Source organism: Rhodonellum sp. (assembly GCF_030656585.1).
Taxonomy (GTDB): Bacteria; Bacteroidota; Bacteroidia; order Cytophagales; family Cyclobacteriaceae; genus Rhodonellum; species Rhodonellum psychrophilum.
In genome coordinates this window covers 124,628-139,768 of sequence record NZ_JAUSPP010000013.1, presented here as the reverse complement: position 1 = coordinate 139,768, position 15,141 = coordinate 124,628, and the positions used below count along the sequence as shown (strand labels likewise).

At 41.3% G+C, this 15,141-nt stretch carries 13 protein-coding genes; 4 read left to right on the top strand and 9 right to left on the bottom strand.

From position 1 onward, the window contains the following. The first annotated feature begins 34 nt into the window (after positions 1-34). Both Q7J63_RS02295 and hemE read left to right on the top strand, forming a co-directional pair. Positions 35-553 carry a hypothetical protein gene (locus Q7J63_RS02295; protein WP_019597556.1) on the top strand — a complete coding sequence of 173 codons (519 nt, stop codon included), beginning with the start codon at positions 35-37 and terminating at the stop codon, positions 551-553. A 108-nt stretch (positions 554-661) separates the two neighbouring features. Further along, positions 662-1,687 (top strand): uroporphyrinogen decarboxylase, encoded by a 1,026-nt coding sequence (hemE, locus tag Q7J63_RS02290; protein ID WP_026333597.1) that lies wholly within the window; start codon positions 662-664, stop codon positions 1,685-1,687. Between the two features lie 72 nt (positions 1,688-1,759). On the opposite strand, the gene Q7J63_RS02285 is transcribed toward hemE, so the two are convergent. After that, positions 1,760-2,554: an MOSC domain-containing protein gene (locus tag Q7J63_RS02285; RefSeq protein WP_304883796.1), complete on the bottom strand. Its 795-nt coding sequence runs from the start codon at positions 2,552-2,554 to the stop codon at positions 1,760-1,762. A gap of 832 nt (positions 2,555-3,386) precedes the next feature. Between Q7J63_RS02285 and dnaK the strand changes: the two genes are divergently transcribed. Both dnaK and Q7J63_RS02275 read left to right on the top strand, forming a co-directional pair. After that, complete coding sequence (gene dnaK, locus Q7J63_RS02280; RefSeq protein ID WP_019597551.1) at positions 3,387-5,309, top strand: molecular chaperone DnaK; 1,923 nt, start codon at positions 3,387-3,389, stop codon at positions 5,307-5,309. An 85-nt stretch (positions 5,310-5,394) separates the two neighbouring features. Beyond that, positions 5,395-5,769: a co-chaperone GroES family protein gene (locus tag Q7J63_RS02275; RefSeq protein WP_304883795.1), complete on the top strand. Its 375-nt coding sequence runs from the start codon at positions 5,395-5,397 to the stop codon at positions 5,767-5,769. A 708-nt stretch (positions 5,770-6,477) separates the two neighbouring features. Here Q7J63_RS02275 and Q7J63_RS02270 read toward each other — a convergent pair. The 8 genes from Q7J63_RS02270 to Q7J63_RS02235 all read right to left on the bottom strand — a co-directional run bounded on the left by Q7J63_RS02270 (position 6,478) and on the right by Q7J63_RS02235 (position 15,085). Continuing rightward, the gene (locus tag Q7J63_RS02270; protein WP_019597549.1) at positions 6,478-6,777 is read right to left on the bottom strand and encodes a hypothetical protein; all 300 of its coding nucleotides are present in this window, start codon (positions 6,775-6,777) and stop codon (positions 6,478-6,480) included. 303 nt (positions 6,778-7,080) lie between these two features. After that, positions 7,081-8,253: a porin gene (locus Q7J63_RS02265; RefSeq protein ID WP_026333596.1), complete on the bottom strand. Its 1,173-nt coding sequence runs from the start codon at positions 8,251-8,253 to the stop codon at positions 7,081-7,083. Positions 8,254-8,378: 125 nt separating this feature from the next. Then, positions 8,379-9,689, bottom strand: a complete 1,311-nt coding sequence (locus Q7J63_RS02260) for an ammonium transporter (protein WP_304883794.1) — start codon at positions 9,687-9,689, stop codon at positions 8,379-8,381. A 599-nt stretch (positions 9,690-10,288) separates the two neighbouring features. After that, positions 10,289-11,257: a porphobilinogen synthase gene (hemB, locus tag Q7J63_RS02255; RefSeq protein WP_019597546.1), complete on the bottom strand. Its 969-nt coding sequence runs from the start codon at positions 11,255-11,257 to the stop codon at positions 10,289-10,291. A gap of 70 nt (positions 11,258-11,327) precedes the next feature. Continuing rightward, positions 11,328-12,050, bottom strand: coding sequence for a hypothetical protein (locus tag Q7J63_RS02250; protein ID WP_304883793.1), 723 nt, complete (start codon positions 12,048-12,050; stop codon positions 11,328-11,330). Positions 12,051-12,055: 5 nt separating this feature from the next. Next, positions 12,056-12,751, bottom strand: a complete 696-nt coding sequence (locus tag Q7J63_RS02245; protein ID WP_304883792.1) for an ABC transporter ATP-binding protein — start codon at positions 12,749-12,751, stop codon at positions 12,056-12,058. Between the two features lie 214 nt (positions 12,752-12,965). Next, on the bottom strand, positions 12,966-14,174 hold the full coding sequence (locus tag Q7J63_RS02240) for a porin (protein WP_026333595.1): 1,209 nt from the start codon (positions 14,172-14,174) through the stop codon (positions 12,966-12,968). A 251-nt stretch (positions 14,175-14,425) separates the two neighbouring features. Continuing rightward, positions 14,426-15,085, bottom strand: a complete 660-nt coding sequence (locus Q7J63_RS02235; RefSeq protein WP_304883791.1) for an HAD family phosphatase — start codon at positions 15,083-15,085, stop codon at positions 14,426-14,428. Between the last annotated feature and the right edge of the window lie 56 nt (positions 15,086-15,141).

Below are 15,141 nucleotides of genomic sequence, written 5' to 3'. Positions count from 1 at the left end.
TCGTGTATCCACTTACCTTTAAATTTCAACTCCTATGAAAAAAACACTTATAGCATTCTTGATTACAGGATTTGTAGCACTTCAATCTTGCGAGGGGCCACAAGGACCTGCAGGTTTACCCGGACAAGACGCAACCAATATTGTCAGTGAAGTTTTTGAACAGACTGTAAATTTCACACAGTCGAACAATTATGAGGAAGTGTTTAATTTCACCCCTCCAATCTTTACCAGTGATGTAGTTTTGGTTTTTCTGGAATGGGAAACGCAAAACAACAATTCCATTTGGAGAGCCCTTCCCCAGACCGTTTTCCTCGAAGAAGGAGTGCTTATTTACAACTTTGATTTCAGCAGGCAAGATTTCCGGTTGTTTTTGGAAACCACCTTTAATGCGGGATTATTGCCTGACGTTTTTACGCGAAACCAAAAATTCAGGGTCGTAATCGTTCCTGGAGAATTTGCAAATGCCCGAATCGATTTTTCCGATTATGAAGCGGTCATGAATCTAATAGGAGCTAAGGAAGGGAATGTCGTTGACTTGGACCTTAGAAAATAATTGAAAAAGAGCTTCCTTCGGGAGGCTTTTTTTATTTTTTATCACATCGCCTTGTTTGAATTTTTTGTCGTATATCCCAAAATAAAAATTCTAGCTTATCTTTGCCCCATGCAATTGAAAAACGATTTATTATTAAGGGCTGCCAAAGGTGAACCCGTGGAAAGAACCCCTGTATGGCTGATGCGCCAAGCGGGAAGGATTTTACCGGAGTACCGGGCAGTTAGAGATAGCGTAAGCGGTTTCATAGAACTGGCCCAAACCCCCGATTTGGCGGCCGAAGTGACCATTCAACCCGTGGATATCCTTGGCGTAGATGCGGCCATAATTTTTTCCGATATCTTGGTGATTCCCGAGGCCATGGGCTTGCCCTACGAAATGGTGGAGAAAAGAGGCCCCTACTTCCCAAACACGATCCAATCTGAAAGGGACTTAAAAAAACTCAAAATAGCGAATGGATCACATGACCTTAAATATGTGATCGATGCCATTCTCATTACAAAAAGAGCATTGAACGGAAGAGTTCCCTTGATTGGGTTTGCGGGAGCTCCTTGGACCATTTTTGCCTATATGATCGAAGGGTCTGGAAGCAAAACTTTCTCAAAGGCCAGGGCGATGCTGTACACACATCCCAAGCTTTCTCACCAGTTGCTGCAAATGATCACGGAAAGCACCATCAACTACCTGAAAGCACAGATCAATGCCGGTGTAAATCTCGTCCAGATTTTTGACAGTTGGGCAGGTATATTGCCGCCTAACCACTACGATGAGTTTTCGCTTCGGTACATTTCCCAAATCTGTGATGCCATCACGGAAGTCCCGAAAACGGTTTTTGCCAAAGGTGCTTTTTTTGCAAGGGAAAAAATGGGAGCGCTCAATTGCGAAACCATCGGACTAGATTGGAACATGGGCATTGCCGAATCCAGAAATATGATCGGCCCCAACAAAACCTTGCAGGGAAATTTGGATCCAGCGGCTTTGTATGGCAATGCGAATGAAGTCGAGGCGGCGACCATCGCCATGCTTGACCAATTCAAGGGAACCCGACACATCGCCAACTTAGGCCATGGTGTTTATCCTGACATTGATCCTGAAATGGTGAAGGTATTTGTGAATACGGTGAAAAATTACCGGTAACACAACCTGAATTAAAATAAGAATAAACGGTGGGCTATGGCTCACCGTTATTTTTTTAGGAAATTAGGGAAATCAAATTGCGGTAATCAAATCTCCAATTTGAACTTTTTCACCTCCGAGTAATAACATATTCTGTCCAAACATCACGTTATTTCCAACAGTTCTATATTTTGAGAGGGTCTTGAGGGGTTCTTTGTTTTTGATCCCAGAATTCTGATCTATGGTTGTCATCACACACCTGGCGCAAGGCTTTGTGATTTTGAATGTCGCCTCACCGATCCTGATTTTATCCCAACCGTCTTCTAGAAAAGCTTCTCCGCCCGAAAAGACAAGATTCGGCCGAAACCTATCCATAGGTACAGGAATATCCAATTTTTCATTCAAATCGTCAAGTGAGGATTGTCCAATGATCAAATAAGGCATTCCATCTGCAAAACTCACTTCCTCATTGTGGACTGCATATTTTGGTTTCAGTCTTCTATTGGCCTTTTTGTTCATGACCACAAGTCTACATTTTGTTCTCAATTGACCGGAAAACCATTCATTTATCGCGGCATCCAACACCTGGGCCACTACCTGATCCTCCCAGATTTCCACCCTAATTTCCTCTTCATTTGAATTCTCAAAGGGAATATGGATTTTTTGATTTGGATCCGTTTTAACATTTACCAGCAGCCCATTTGCTTCAAGCTGAACTTGCAAGAGCGCCATTTGAGGAAGGGTCCGCTGGCTGCAAAACAACCCATTTTCGTCCACCAACATCCAACGTCGATCATATTGAAAACCTTTCTCCTCAAGCATGGCTGATTCCAGCCTTATTCCACCCAATGATTTGATGGGGTAAATGTAAATATCCTTTAAAAACATGGCCTTGTATTTCCAGCCAATATAACCAAAAATCGAAAGTTATGACAAGGTTTACTTTGTTCAATCATTGTCCGGAATCTCCCGAATCCTCTCCAATATCCCCGGCGATAATTGAAGTAACGATTTTGTGGTTGGGCTGCACCCCTCTTAAAAAACTTTGGATAGGGAAAACATCAAAGACATTATTTTTTGGAGGAAAAACCAAAATCAAAACAACATTCAATAACACAACTATCCCCCATTTCCATCTTTCCTTGGCTAGCGTCTTTTTGAATTCCTTGTCCATTGCTCACAAGATGCTCCAATAGGGGAAAAGGTTGCGTTAGCTCTTTGATTTAAACCAGAATGCTAAGACAGCGGAAAAGAAACGTAAAGCATCTAACTGGAATTAAGTTAGATGGAATATGCAGTGGGATTTCAAATGGGATTGAAACTGCAAGAAAATCATACTATTGGGAGAAGGAGTCGTCTAACCGATATGACGAAGACAAAAACATTGGACAATTCACCACTTTTTAGGTAATTATAAACTCTATTAGAAATATTAATGCATAACACGGGCTAAAGAAACAACTCAAATCCAACGTCTTATAACCAAAGCCTTTTGGGGAAATTGAACTTGACCATTTTGGCACGACACCAATATCCAAAGGATTAATATCTAAGGTTTGACGGAAACAAAAGTGACAAATGATGAGAAACGGCTGTGAGGACTGACAAAAAATATGTCAATCTGACACAAAAAACTCTTAAAAAGCCCTTGGCACATCGCTTGTAAAACCCTTTCTACGAATAATAAAATTGTATTCAATAACCGAAAAAATATATAATCATGGGAAAAATCATAGGTATAGATCTTGGCACAACCAACTCTTGCGTAGCAGTAATGGAAGGAAATGAGCCAGTGGTTATCCAAAACAGTGAAGGAAGAAGAACCACTCCTTCCATAGTGGCATTTTTGGACAATGGCAACGGAGAAAGAAAAGTTGGGGATCCTGCAAAACGTCAGGCCATCACTAACCCAACCAACACCATTTCATCTGTAAAGAGATTTATGGGCAAAAGATTCTCCGAGGTTTCCGAAGAGAAAAAACATGCTTCCTACAAAATCGAACAAGGTCCAAACGATACCATCAGCGTGAAAATCGGGGACAGGTCTTATACTCCCCAAGAACTATCGGCCATGATTCTTCAAAAAATGAAGACGACAGCCGAGGATTTTTTGGGTCACGAAGTTACAGAAGCGGTGATTACCGTTCCTGCTTATTTCAATGATGCAGAACGTCAAGCCACCAAAGAAGCTGGTGTAATTGCTGGATTGGAAGTAAAAAGAATCATCAATGAGCCAACTGCTGCAGCTCTGGCTTACGGAATGGACAAGAAAAACCAGGACATGAAAATAGCGGTGTATGACCTTGGTGGTGGTACTTTCGATATTTCCATCCTTGAACTGGGAGATGGCGTTTTTGAAGTGAAATCCACCAATGGTGACGTACACTTGGGTGGTGATGACTTTGACCAAGTGATCATCAACTGGTTGGCGGATGAATTCAAAAGCGAGGAGCAAATCGATCTTAGAAATGATCCCATGGCTCTTCAAAGACTTAAAGAAGCTTCTGAAAAAGCAAAAATAGAGTTGTCAAGCTCTTCGACTACGGAGATCAATCTTCCTTACATCACCGCAACCCAAACCGGGCCAAAGCACTTGGTAAGAACTTTGACAAGAGCAAAATTCGAGCAACTTGCTGACAGTTTGGTCAAAAGATCAATGGAGCCGTGTAAGAAAGCCTTGGCAGATTCAGGATTTAGTGCCTCTGAGATTGACGAAGTCATCTTGGTAGGTGGATCGACCCGTATTCCTAAAATTCAGGAAGAAGTCGAGAAATTCTTTGGCAAGAAGCCTTCCAAAGGTGTAAACCCTGATGAAGTTGTCGCCATTGGTGCAGCGATACAAGGTGGTGTTTTGACTGGCGAGGTGAAAGATGTATTGCTTTTGGACGTAACCCCGCTTTCTTTGGGTATCGAAACGATGGGCGGTGTATTTACCAAACTGATCGAATCCAATACGACCATTCCGACCAAAAAATCGGAGGTGTTCTCGACTGCTGCTGACAATCAGCCAGCGGTGGATATCCACGTATTGCAAGGTGAGCGCCCCTTGGCGAAGGACAACAGGACCATTGGTAGATTCCAATTGTCAGACATCCCACCTTCCCAAAGAGGTGTTCCGCAAATCGAAGTAACCTTTGATATCGATGCCAATGGTATCCTTAATGTCTCCGCAAAAGACAAAGGCACCGGAAAAGAGCAAAAAATCAAAATCGAAGCTTCTTCAGGTTTGACACAGGAAGAAATCCAAAGAATGAAAAGTGAGGCAGAAGCAAATGCAGTAACTGATAAAGCTGAAAAAGAGAAAATCGAGAAGTTGAACCAAGCAGATAGCTTGATCTTCCAGACCGAGAAACAGTTGAAAGAATATGGTGACAAGCTTTCCGAAGGAAACAAAGCCAATGTTAGCGGTGCTCTCGAAGCATTAAAGACTGCGCATCAAACGCAAAACCTGGAGTCCATTGACAGTGCTACCGAAAACCTGAACAAGGCTTGGGAAGGTGCTTCCCAAGAAATGTACAATTCTACACAAGGTGGTCCAGGTGCACAGGATGCTGGCGGAGATGCTTCAGGTACCGGATCAGCTGATGCTGGTGATGGTGTATCGGATGTAGATTACGAAGAAGTGAGCGAAGACAAAAAATAATCGCTTGATAATAAAAAGAAAGAAGGCATCTGTATTTATATGGATGCCTTTCTTTGTTTCAAAACCCTAATCCAATATCAAACAGATGCACTTGACGAAAGATAATAAATTAAAAAAACTCATTATCGTGGGAGATCGGGTTTTGGTCAAATTGAAGAAATCCCAGGACAAAACCAGCAGCGGACTTTACCTGCCTCCGGGGGTTCAGGAAAAAGAAAAGATTCAACAGGGATACATCATCAAAGCAGGACCTGGATACCCAATCCCAATGCCCGCAGAGGATGATGCGCTCTGGAAAGAGCAGGAAGAAAATGTCAAATACCTCCCGCTTCAGGCAAAGGAGGGGGATTTGGCAATATTTTTATTGAATGGAGCCTTTGAGGTGGTTTATGAGGGGGAGAAATACTTCATCGTTCCACAAAGCAGCATCTTGATGCTGGAGAGAGAAACAAAAATGTAGCAATTAATCTCTTGATGAATTCTTAAGGAGAATGGGGAAGATTGTAACTGTAAAAAAGCAGGAATAGTGATAATCGAAAACATCTGATCCTTGCTTTTTTTTAATTTCTCAGAACCTTAATCAACCTTGTTTCCTGCCCCAATGCGCAAGGCTTAAAGAGTTATATTGAACTGGACTCAAACCGAAAGATGCATGCCGTTTCCTAATGGGATGAAACCGCATACAAATCAGACTATTTGGAGACTAAGGTGTAGCGCCGATTTGGTGAAGTCCAAAACTGGAAACAAAGACTGATTGTTAGGCAATTTCAGACTGAAGTGGAATTTGTAATGCACAAAACAGGTCCAACCTTTATTTAAAAGTAATCAAGCTGTATAAACTGATTATACTGGCCATTTAGTCTTCATTTTGTATGATGAAAATCTTCGAGCTGGCAATCTACATTCCTCCCACGGTTTGGGATGCCTATACTGAGGATGGATTTTGATAACGTAAAACTTTCAAGAGGAATTTTTTTATTTATTCGATTCCCATTTGTGTGTTTGAAAACGAGGCTGGAGATTTTTTAGATCTTTAAGCAGAATTAAATAATTCAATTTTAAAAAAAACGTGATATATGGGCCTTTTTTTGGCAGTGAAGATATAAAAAAAGCGAAACTTCCAAAAAATTCTTGGGAGTTTCGCCAGTATTTGAATTTCAATCTATGTTCAATTATTTTTCCAAGGCTTTCTGTTTTTTGCTTCAGGCCCCGTTACTCTTCTTTTCTCTCTTAATGTGGTATTGATCTCGACTTGATCAGCATCCGCTTTCCAAGCTTTTCTGTTTTTGAATGCAGGTCCCTTTTCGGTAGTATCCACTACCTTTGCCATCAAAACGCCTGTTCTTGCTTGTTCTTTCCAAGGTTTGTAGTTTTTGGCAGCTGGCCCTTTTAAATCACTGTGAGATTGCGCATAGGATACATTAAACGCAAGAAATAAAGCGGCTAATATAAATGTGAATCTGGTCATAATATAGTTAGTTTGTTTTTCGTTCGATTACAGTATTATATACGTAAATAGAAGAATATGTTTTCCAAAAACAGGGATTTACACATAAATAATCGAAAAAATAAGAAGAAAATACTGTTTAACGATTTTAAAAAATGAAAAAAAGGTTTGATTTTATACCGGTTTTTAGTGCCGGCTATGCATAAAACAGAAAATGAGCTGTAAGAACACCCAATTCTGACAAAATCATCAAAAAACAATAAAACCCTCGTCTTTTTTGGAAGACAGAGGGTTTTATTCAAAAAATTGACTGTAATTGTTCAATTAAAATGAAAATACCGCAGCAAGGATAAAAGAGGAGAGGTTTTTTGTAGGAGAAAGGGAAGGATTCACAAAGAAATCTTCTTTCATGGTATCCAACCTCAATTCAGGGATAATGGTAAGGTTTTTCGCTACCTTGGCATTTCCGGTAAGTGTCAAGGCAAACACACTGCCATCACCGGCTGCATTGGTACCTACTACACCGCCAAGCCCACCGTTAAACACTTTAAAATATTCCGCTCTTGTTCCGATTGAGAATTTTTCAGAAGTAGCTGCCTGTAAATAGCCGGCGATTCCATAAAAGCCTGCGCCGTCACCATCAACGTCACTAACTGAAGAGCCATTGAAAATTTCACCGGCTGCAGATGTATTGTAAGTGGCATTCAATCCTGCATAAATGGTTTCTGATAAATTGAATCCTGTAGTCAAATCGATCTGGAACGTTGATCCCATGGAAGATTGCCCACTTGTCAAAGGGAAATCCGTATCCAATCTTCCATCTTGGTCACCATAGATTAAATTCAAGTAGGTACTTCCCGCATCTGTTGCATATCCCAATTGTGCGCCAAAAGTATATGACCCGGCAAGATTAAACTCCGTCATGTCTGTAGGATTCATCACTGCCGCCATAAATGACCATTTGTCCGTCAATGCAAAATCAGCTTTCAAACCTGTATGGGAAAATGGACCGTAGGAAAACATGTAAGAAGTGGAGTAGTTGAAATTCCCAGTTGGAGAAATGACCTCATAACCGAGGAAGGTATTGAAATTACCCATGGTAAGCGTCACTGCATCATTTACAGACCAATAGACGTATAACTGGTTGACAATTTGAGAGCTTCCTGCAAGTCCTCCAGCATAAAGTGGGGATCCGAAAACCGCATCTTCCCCCCTTGGCCCAAAGACTAAATCGGCTACAAAACCCACTTTTTTACCTTCATAGGTTGCGATAAGATTCGCCATACCAAGAGAAAATCCTGGTAAGTTCCCAAAGGAAGTTGCAGGGGCCTGAGCAAACTCACCCTTGTTTGGGGCATTGAAATTTGCACGGTAATAGGCGTCAACAGACCCAGTGATGGCTACTTTTGGATCTTCTTCGGTTTCAACTTCTTGCGCAAAACCAGGCACTGCTACGAATATTAATAGTAAAACTATTAGTAGTTGAAAATTTTTCATTTTAATTTTAGTTGTTGGTTGAATATTTTATTTGACTGATAAGAACCCTGACCCAATCAGAAAGAGAGTCGCATTTTTTTCCTTGGGCAGGGTTCTGCTTTTTTTAAGATATTATGAGCATTGGACTATTCGTCATATACGATTGTGTATCCGCGGATACCATGCTCATGAGAATCAAGACCAGATCTTTCGTGTTCCTCAGAAACCCTGATTCCTACGGTTACTTTTAGGATGTAGAAGATCAGGAATGCCGACCCGAAGGCCATTGCTCCACAGACAGCCACACCAATCAACTGTGTCAAGAAGGAGTGATCAGGATTTGTTGAGAAGATCCCCACGGCCAATGTTCCCCATACACCACAGGTGAGGTGAACCGAGACAGCACCGACCACATCATCCAATTTCATTTTGTCCAAAAAGACTGCTGAAAGAACCACAAGGATGCCGGCAATGAAACCAATGAGGAGTGATGCTCCTGGTTTAAAAACATCAGCTCCTGCTGTAATCCCCACCAATCCGGCCAGAATACCATTGAGAACCATGCCTAAATCTAATCTTTTGAAAGCAAAATAGGCGGCTAAAAACCCCCCCATTCCACCAGCTGCAGCTCCAAGGCAAGTGATCACAAGAACCATAGAGACAAGTCCCGGGTCAGCAGAGAGTACGGAGCCTCCATTGAAACCAAACCAGCCGAACCAAAGCAAGAAAACCCCGATTACTGCCAAAGGAACACTGGCCCCTGGCTTATCGACAGTTTTTCCATTGACATACTTTCCGATACGCGGACCAACCAAAATTACACCTGCCAATGCCCCCCATCCCCCAACGGAATGGACCAACGTGGATCCAGCAAAATCATAGAAGCCCATGGCGTCCAATGCACCACCACCCCATTTCCAGCTTCCAATGAGCGGATAAACAATACCCACGAAAATCAGTGTAAAAACTAGATAAGCAGAGATCTTCACCCTTTCGGCAATGGCTCCAGATACAATAGTGGCGCAGGTCGCTGCGAACATTGCCTGGAATAAAAAGTCTGTCCAATAGGTATATCCTGCATCCGCATATTCTGCGGTGATATCGGCATTTTCCGGGTTCATCCAAAACATGGACCATCCTGCGGAATCAAAAGAAAACCATCCTGGGACTTCAAACCCTGGGTACATGAGAAAGAAACCACAGACAGCATACGTGAGGATACCGATAATTGGGGTCACTGTATTTTTAAAGAGAATGTTAACGGTATTCTTGGCCTGGCCAAATCCAGTCTCGACCCCTGCAAAACCCAGGTGCATGATAAATACCAGCGCGGTACAGAGCATCATCCAAACATTATTGGTAGTCAGAAGACCTTGAGTGATTTCGACAGAGTAGTCTATACTTGCCGCAACACTTTCGCTTCCTATTTGTGCGAGTAACGTAGAATTCCAATTCATAGGTTTAAATTTTAATTTTTAAGGATTATCAAAATTTTATATAGGTTTTAAAGAGAATAATTTTCATAAATCTAAATATATTTTTGGTAATAAAACAAACCTATGTTTACAGATTTTTTAATTTTTGAAACATTTACCGCCTTTATTTATATCATAAAATCGTTTTTTATTGTAATTTTTTATTTTTGAAGTGTTTTTTTAAACCTTTTTTTTAAAATTTGTAATTTCCAAAAAGCCAATATCCTTCTGCGAAATCGATTCCGTAAATTAGGATACCTTTATTTTTTACTTTCATAGAGATCAAATTCAAAATTAAATTTTGAATTACTGTAACTTTCAATACTTTACACTTAAAATTTTATGTATCATGGATTTATTCCAAAAATTATTCTAAAAAAAATTTATTTATTTTTCAAAAAAAATTAAAATCCTCATTAATAGACTCGAAAATTATCCAATAAATCAAAAAAATGAAGAAAACTGATATTAAGAGGTTGAATTAATACCCTGTTTTTTTAAATTAAACAGTTCAAAAAGAAAAAGCCCTTCATTCTACAACCTGTAGAATGAAGGGCTTCAAAATAAACTGTCTGATTTGTCTACTTTTCCATCATGGCAAACTCTTTTGCAAAATAACTCAGAATGACATTTGCCCCTGCTCTTTTTATGCTGGTCAGGGATTCCAACATTGCTTTTTCCCCGTCTATCCAACCCCTTTCGGCGGCAGCTTTGACCATGGAGTATTCTCCACTGACATTGTATGCCGCAATCGGCAAATTGGAATTATCCTTGAGCAATTTGATAATATCCAAATAAGCCAATGCCGGCTTCACCATCAAAAAATCCGCTCCTTCCTCAGTGTCGAGCTGCGCCTCAATCAAGGCCTCTGAATGGTTTGCGAAATCCATCTGGTATGTCTTTTTGTCACCCATTTTAGGCGCTGAATCCAGTGCATCCCTGAATGGACCATAAAATGCACTGGCATATTTGGCCGTGTACGACATGATAGAGACATCCGTGAAGCCATTTTCATCTAACACCTTCCGGATATAGCCCACACGGCCATCCATCATGTCCGAAGGTCCCAAAATGTCCGCTCCGGCCCTTGCCTGCGCCAATGACATTCTTCCGAGGATTTCTAGCGTCTCATCATTGAGGATCTTGCCCTTTTCGACAAGGCCGTCATGGCCATCTGAACTGTATGGATCCATAGCCACATCCGTCATCACGCATGCCTCAGGAAAGGTCGTCTTTATTTTATGAATTGCTTTCAGGTAAAAAGTTTCAGGATTATGGCTTTCTGTCGCAAATCGGTCCTTCTTGCTTTCTGGATAGGCCGGAAAGATATCAAATGCCATAATGCCGAGCTCCATGCAAATTTCTATTTCCTTCAACATCAAGTCCAAAGAATACCTGTAAATCCCCGGCATGGAAGAAACCTCCACTTTTTGATTGATTCCCTCTATCAAAAACATGGGGAAAATAAAATCCTTGACAGAAAGCCTGGTTTCTTCCACCATATTCCGAATGGCTTGGGACTTTCTGTTTCTTCTGGGTCTTTTTAACATATCGTTATAATATCATTTGATCACAAAGGTAAGGTAATGATAGTAAAATGGGTATCCGGACCGGAAAGTTTCAAATATCCGCTTTCTTTAAAATGAAAAAGGAGGTCAACTGAAAAACGATCAGGTAAATCACAAGCACCAAAATCAATCCCTTCGGAAATCCCCCCAAATTATACAAATCATTCATCAGCTCCATGGGACGGAAATACTTGAGGTGATCCACTCCATTTTGCGCCTCATTCAATTTCCCCATCAAACCAAGGATCATTTCCACAAAAACCAAGGCAAAATAGATCAGGATTGGCCACAAAGCTCTCCCAAATAAATTGACCAAAAACACCGCGAAAAAACCCCAGGCAAACAGACTGAGGAAAAATCCCAAGAACGAAACAGCATTGATTCCAATAAAAAATGAAAAGTCACCCGTGGTGATCAGGGAAAGACCTGTGAGAGAAACAAAAGCCAGAATCAACATCGAAAGCACATAAAGCGCCACCAGGACAACCTGCGAAATGAAAAGCTCATGTCTTTTGTATCCATTCAACAAGCGCTTTCTGTTCACATTGTTGTCAAACTCCCTCGAGGCAGCGACGATCACTCCCCAAAAAACGAATTTCGTCGCTACGGAATGATAAAAGCCGAGCAAAGTCTGACCATTCAAATTCTGCAACAAAAGGTCCCCCACAACCAAGGGCAATACGAAATTCGTCAACACAAACAGCCCCGTGAAAATATAATAATCCGTTCGGGCCAATTTATAAACCTCTATTTTTACCAGTCTATCGAAATGCATCTTACTTAAAGTTTGTTGGTGAGCGCGGATTCCAAGCTGTCAAATTTACCTAAAACGGCTTCTTGGGAGCCATGAAAAACCAATTCCCCTTTCTTTAATATCAGAAAATGGGTACATACCTTTTGGATTTCCTCGAGGTAATGGCTAGAGAGCACGATCGTTTTTCCCTGTCTTTTCAACTCCATAATCAATTCCCTGATAAAAATAACTCCTTCAGGATCCAAGCCGTTCGTCGGCTCATCCATGATGACCAATTCCGGATCAGAAAGCAATGCGTCAGCGATTTCCAACCGCTTTTTCATGCCGTAGGAAAAACTTTTGAAGGGCTTACTCCCTACTTCACCAAGTCCTACCTTTTCCAGTAATTCGTCCACTTTGGCAAGCGGTATATTTTTGGTCATCGCAGAGATGGTCAGGTTTTTTTTCGCAGAAATGCCTGCATAAAAATTCCCTTGGTCCAGAATTACTCCCACTTTGGCCCTGACATCCTCGGGATTGGTCTGCCCAAAAATTGAAAAAGAACCTGAGTTGGGCTTCCTTAATCCCAACAAAATACTGAACAGCGTGGTCTTCCCACTCCCATTTGGACCAACCACACCCAAGACCTGTCCTTTTTCAACAACAAAGGACACCTCATTTAGCGCCAGCTGTTTGCCGTACCTTTTCCTGAGATGCTCAACCGAAATAATTCTTTCTGTCATAAAACAAACTTTTCATATCCGAAAGCTAAAAATTTATCGGGAATGCATTTCTAAGGTTCATACATTAGTTTTCCCCCAATGGGAAAATTCTGACTTAATATTGAAATAAAGCTGATTCCAACACCCTCGGCAACATGGCAATTAGCGCTTTCCCCAAACAAAAAAAGCAGGCCTTCGAAAGGACCTGCTTTTTTTTGTTTGGGAGAAATATTCTTTAAAAATTGATTTGCGCCTGAAGCCTGAGCAAACTGCCTTTTTGGCGATTGTCTGGATTTAGGGAGTTTTCAAAGGTCCTGTCTGAAATCGTGTACATCGCCACCAGCTCAAACGCTTTGTGTGGCTGCCATTCCACGCCGATTTCGAGTTCATTCACCCGATGTTTGGCCGCATCCAATTCATGCTTTTTCCCACCTTTATAATAGTGGTAGCGGGAAAAAGGAATGAAGATATCGTTTCCTTTTTTGAGAAAATATGAAGCCATCACATACCCGCCACGAAGCGGGGCATCCTTCACAGTATTGCTCTCAGGATCATATTCGGGCCCCCTTCCCCAATTGAATTCTGCCTGCAAGCCAAAGGGCTGCGGATAAACGATAATGGAAGTCCCATATCTGTATTCCGAAAATTCAGTCTGGACAAAATCTGTTGCGGGATTTCTATTGATCACAAACTTCCCGGTATATCCTTGAAGGGAGCCTTCGATGATTTGCCCGGAGGGCAATTCAAAAGGATAAGTCAATCTGGACACCACATGTAGGGAATTGTTTTTGTCGGGCATATTGGCCGTTTGCCCATTGTATACACCGATTCCAAAAACGCCATAGTCGCCTGATCCTTTCAAACCTGAGGAAACAAGATAGCTGAATCTTTTCCTGATTTCGGAAGGCGCATAATAGAACATGACGCCAATATCCCGTTCATTGGCTACGGCAGAGTTCAGCCCGTCATTTCGATCAAGTGGGATTCTGTTTTGGCTGGATTGAAGGTTTTCGAATCCAAAAGGAACTTTGCTCTGCCCGATTCTCAGCCTGAATTCCTGTTTTGCATCCAAGCCCAAGTCAAAATAAGCATCCCTAATCTGGGCAAAATTATTTCCCCCAGAGGCAAGGTCCGGTTGAATATAGAAATACACCCTTTCGTGGATCTGACCATAAAAGACCAAACGGATTCTGCGAAAGAAAAAACCCCCGTTTTCTCCCCAGGACTTATCGCATTGGTCGCATTTGAGATCGGGATTTGTTTCGAGAAGTCGGTTGTACCTCAACTGTGCATATCCGCGAAGTTGGATGGTTTCGTACCAAGGCTTCTTGACAATTTGAACAGGGGATTCTTTTTTCAATGAGTCTTCACCAGCGTCTCTTGCAAAAACGTCAGTGAAAGCCAATACCATGCAAGCAAAGGCAATAGCGAACTTAAATCGCATATAGGAAAGGAATTAAAATAAATGATTTTTTATACAGCGCTGCAAAATTGCAAATCAAATATTTCTTTATAATGAATCAAATATTACCAATTTGTTATGGGCAAAAGCCTCAAAAATCAAAACGAAAACCCAACCCTCCTATCCAGCAGTGCTTAACATTAAAATATTGCGTTTCTAAGGTGTTTTATATGTTACGCAATTGTTAAACCCTCGATAAATGTTAAGAAATTTTTATCCGAAAGTTACCAAAATCAGCCAGCTGCGATCAGATTTTGTACATCAACAGCGGTAATTTCCGTATAATCGTTGATGTAAAGGTCGCAAATCGGAAGTTCTTCCACAGTGTGTGAGGACAAGACACCGACCACTTTCATGCCCGCATTTTTGGCGGCCGAAACACCTGAAAAAGAATCCTCGAATACCACGCAGGAAGCAATATCGACTTTGAGATTGCTGGCAGACTTGAGATAAACCTCTGGATCAGGCTTGTGTTTGGTGACATTCTCACTTGCCATTACAGATTCCATCCTGGTAAACAAGTCCAAATGTCCTCCGATCAACTCCATGTTTGCAAACGGCGCAGAAGTGGCAACAGCAGTCAAAAACTGATGGGTTCTCAAAGAATCAAAAAACTCCAAAAAGCCGGCAATCGGATTCACTTGGTCCTTGTAGATTTCCCTGAAAAGGCTTTCTTTTTCATCCTCCAATTCCAAAAGCTCCTGACCTTCGATTTTCCTTCCAAAAAAGTGGCTCATGATATAGGAATTGCTTTTTCCGTACATGTGTTGGGCAAATTCCGCTTCGGTGGGATGCATATTCCTTTTTGCAAAAAAGGATTGGAAAGCCAATGAATGGAAGGGATTTGTATGACAAATGACACCGTCCATGTCGAAGATTACTGCTTTTTTCATTTTTCAATAGGTTTTAAAGAATGCACAAAGCTAGGGAATGAAATGAAAAAAACCCT

What these genes read in the sequence shown, in the direction of transcription:
- Q7J63_RS02295 (WP_019597556.1), top strand. Translation starts at nt 35, where the DNA reads ATGAAAAAAACACTTATAGCATTCTTGATTACAGGATTTGTAGCACTT.
- hemE (WP_026333597.1), top strand. Translation starts at nt 662, where the DNA reads ATGCAATTGAAAAACGATTTATTATTAAGGGCTGCCAAAGGTGAACCC.
- Q7J63_RS02285 (WP_304883796.1), bottom strand. Translation starts at nt 2,554, where the DNA reads ATGTTTTTAAAGGATATTTACATTTACCCCATCAAATCATTGGGTGGA.
- dnaK (WP_019597551.1), top strand. Translation starts at nt 3,387, where the DNA reads ATGGGAAAAATCATAGGTATAGATCTTGGCACAACCAACTCTTGCGTA.
- Q7J63_RS02275 (WP_304883795.1), top strand. Translation starts at nt 5,395, where the DNA reads ATGCACTTGACGAAAGATAATAAATTAAAAAAACTCATTATCGTGGGA.
- Q7J63_RS02270 (WP_019597549.1), bottom strand. Translation starts at nt 6,777, where the DNA reads ATGACCAGATTCACATTTATATTAGCCGCTTTATTTCTTGCGTTTAAT.
- Q7J63_RS02265 (WP_026333596.1), bottom strand. Translation starts at nt 8,253, where the DNA reads ATGAAAAATTTTCAACTACTAATAGTTTTACTATTAATATTCGTAGCA.
- Q7J63_RS02260 (WP_304883794.1), bottom strand. Translation starts at nt 9,689, where the DNA reads ATGAATTGGAATTCTACGTTACTCGCACAAATAGGAAGCGAAAGTGTT.
- hemB (WP_019597546.1), bottom strand. Translation starts at nt 11,257, where the DNA reads ATGTTAAAAAGACCCAGAAGAAACAGAAAGTCCCAAGCCATTCGGAAT.
- Q7J63_RS02250 (WP_304883793.1), bottom strand. Translation starts at nt 12,050, where the DNA reads ATGCATTTCGATAGACTGGTAAAAATAGAGGTTTATAAATTGGCCCGA.
- Q7J63_RS02245 (WP_304883792.1), bottom strand. Translation starts at nt 12,751, where the DNA reads ATGACAGAAAGAATTATTTCGGTTGAGCATCTCAGGAAAAGGTACGGC.
- Q7J63_RS02240 (WP_026333595.1), bottom strand. Translation starts at nt 14,174, where the DNA reads ATGCGATTTAAGTTCGCTATTGCCTTTGCTTGCATGGTATTGGCTTTC.
- Q7J63_RS02235 (WP_304883791.1), bottom strand. Translation starts at nt 15,085, where the DNA reads ATGAAAAAAGCAGTAATCTTCGACATGGACGGTGTCATTTGTCATACA.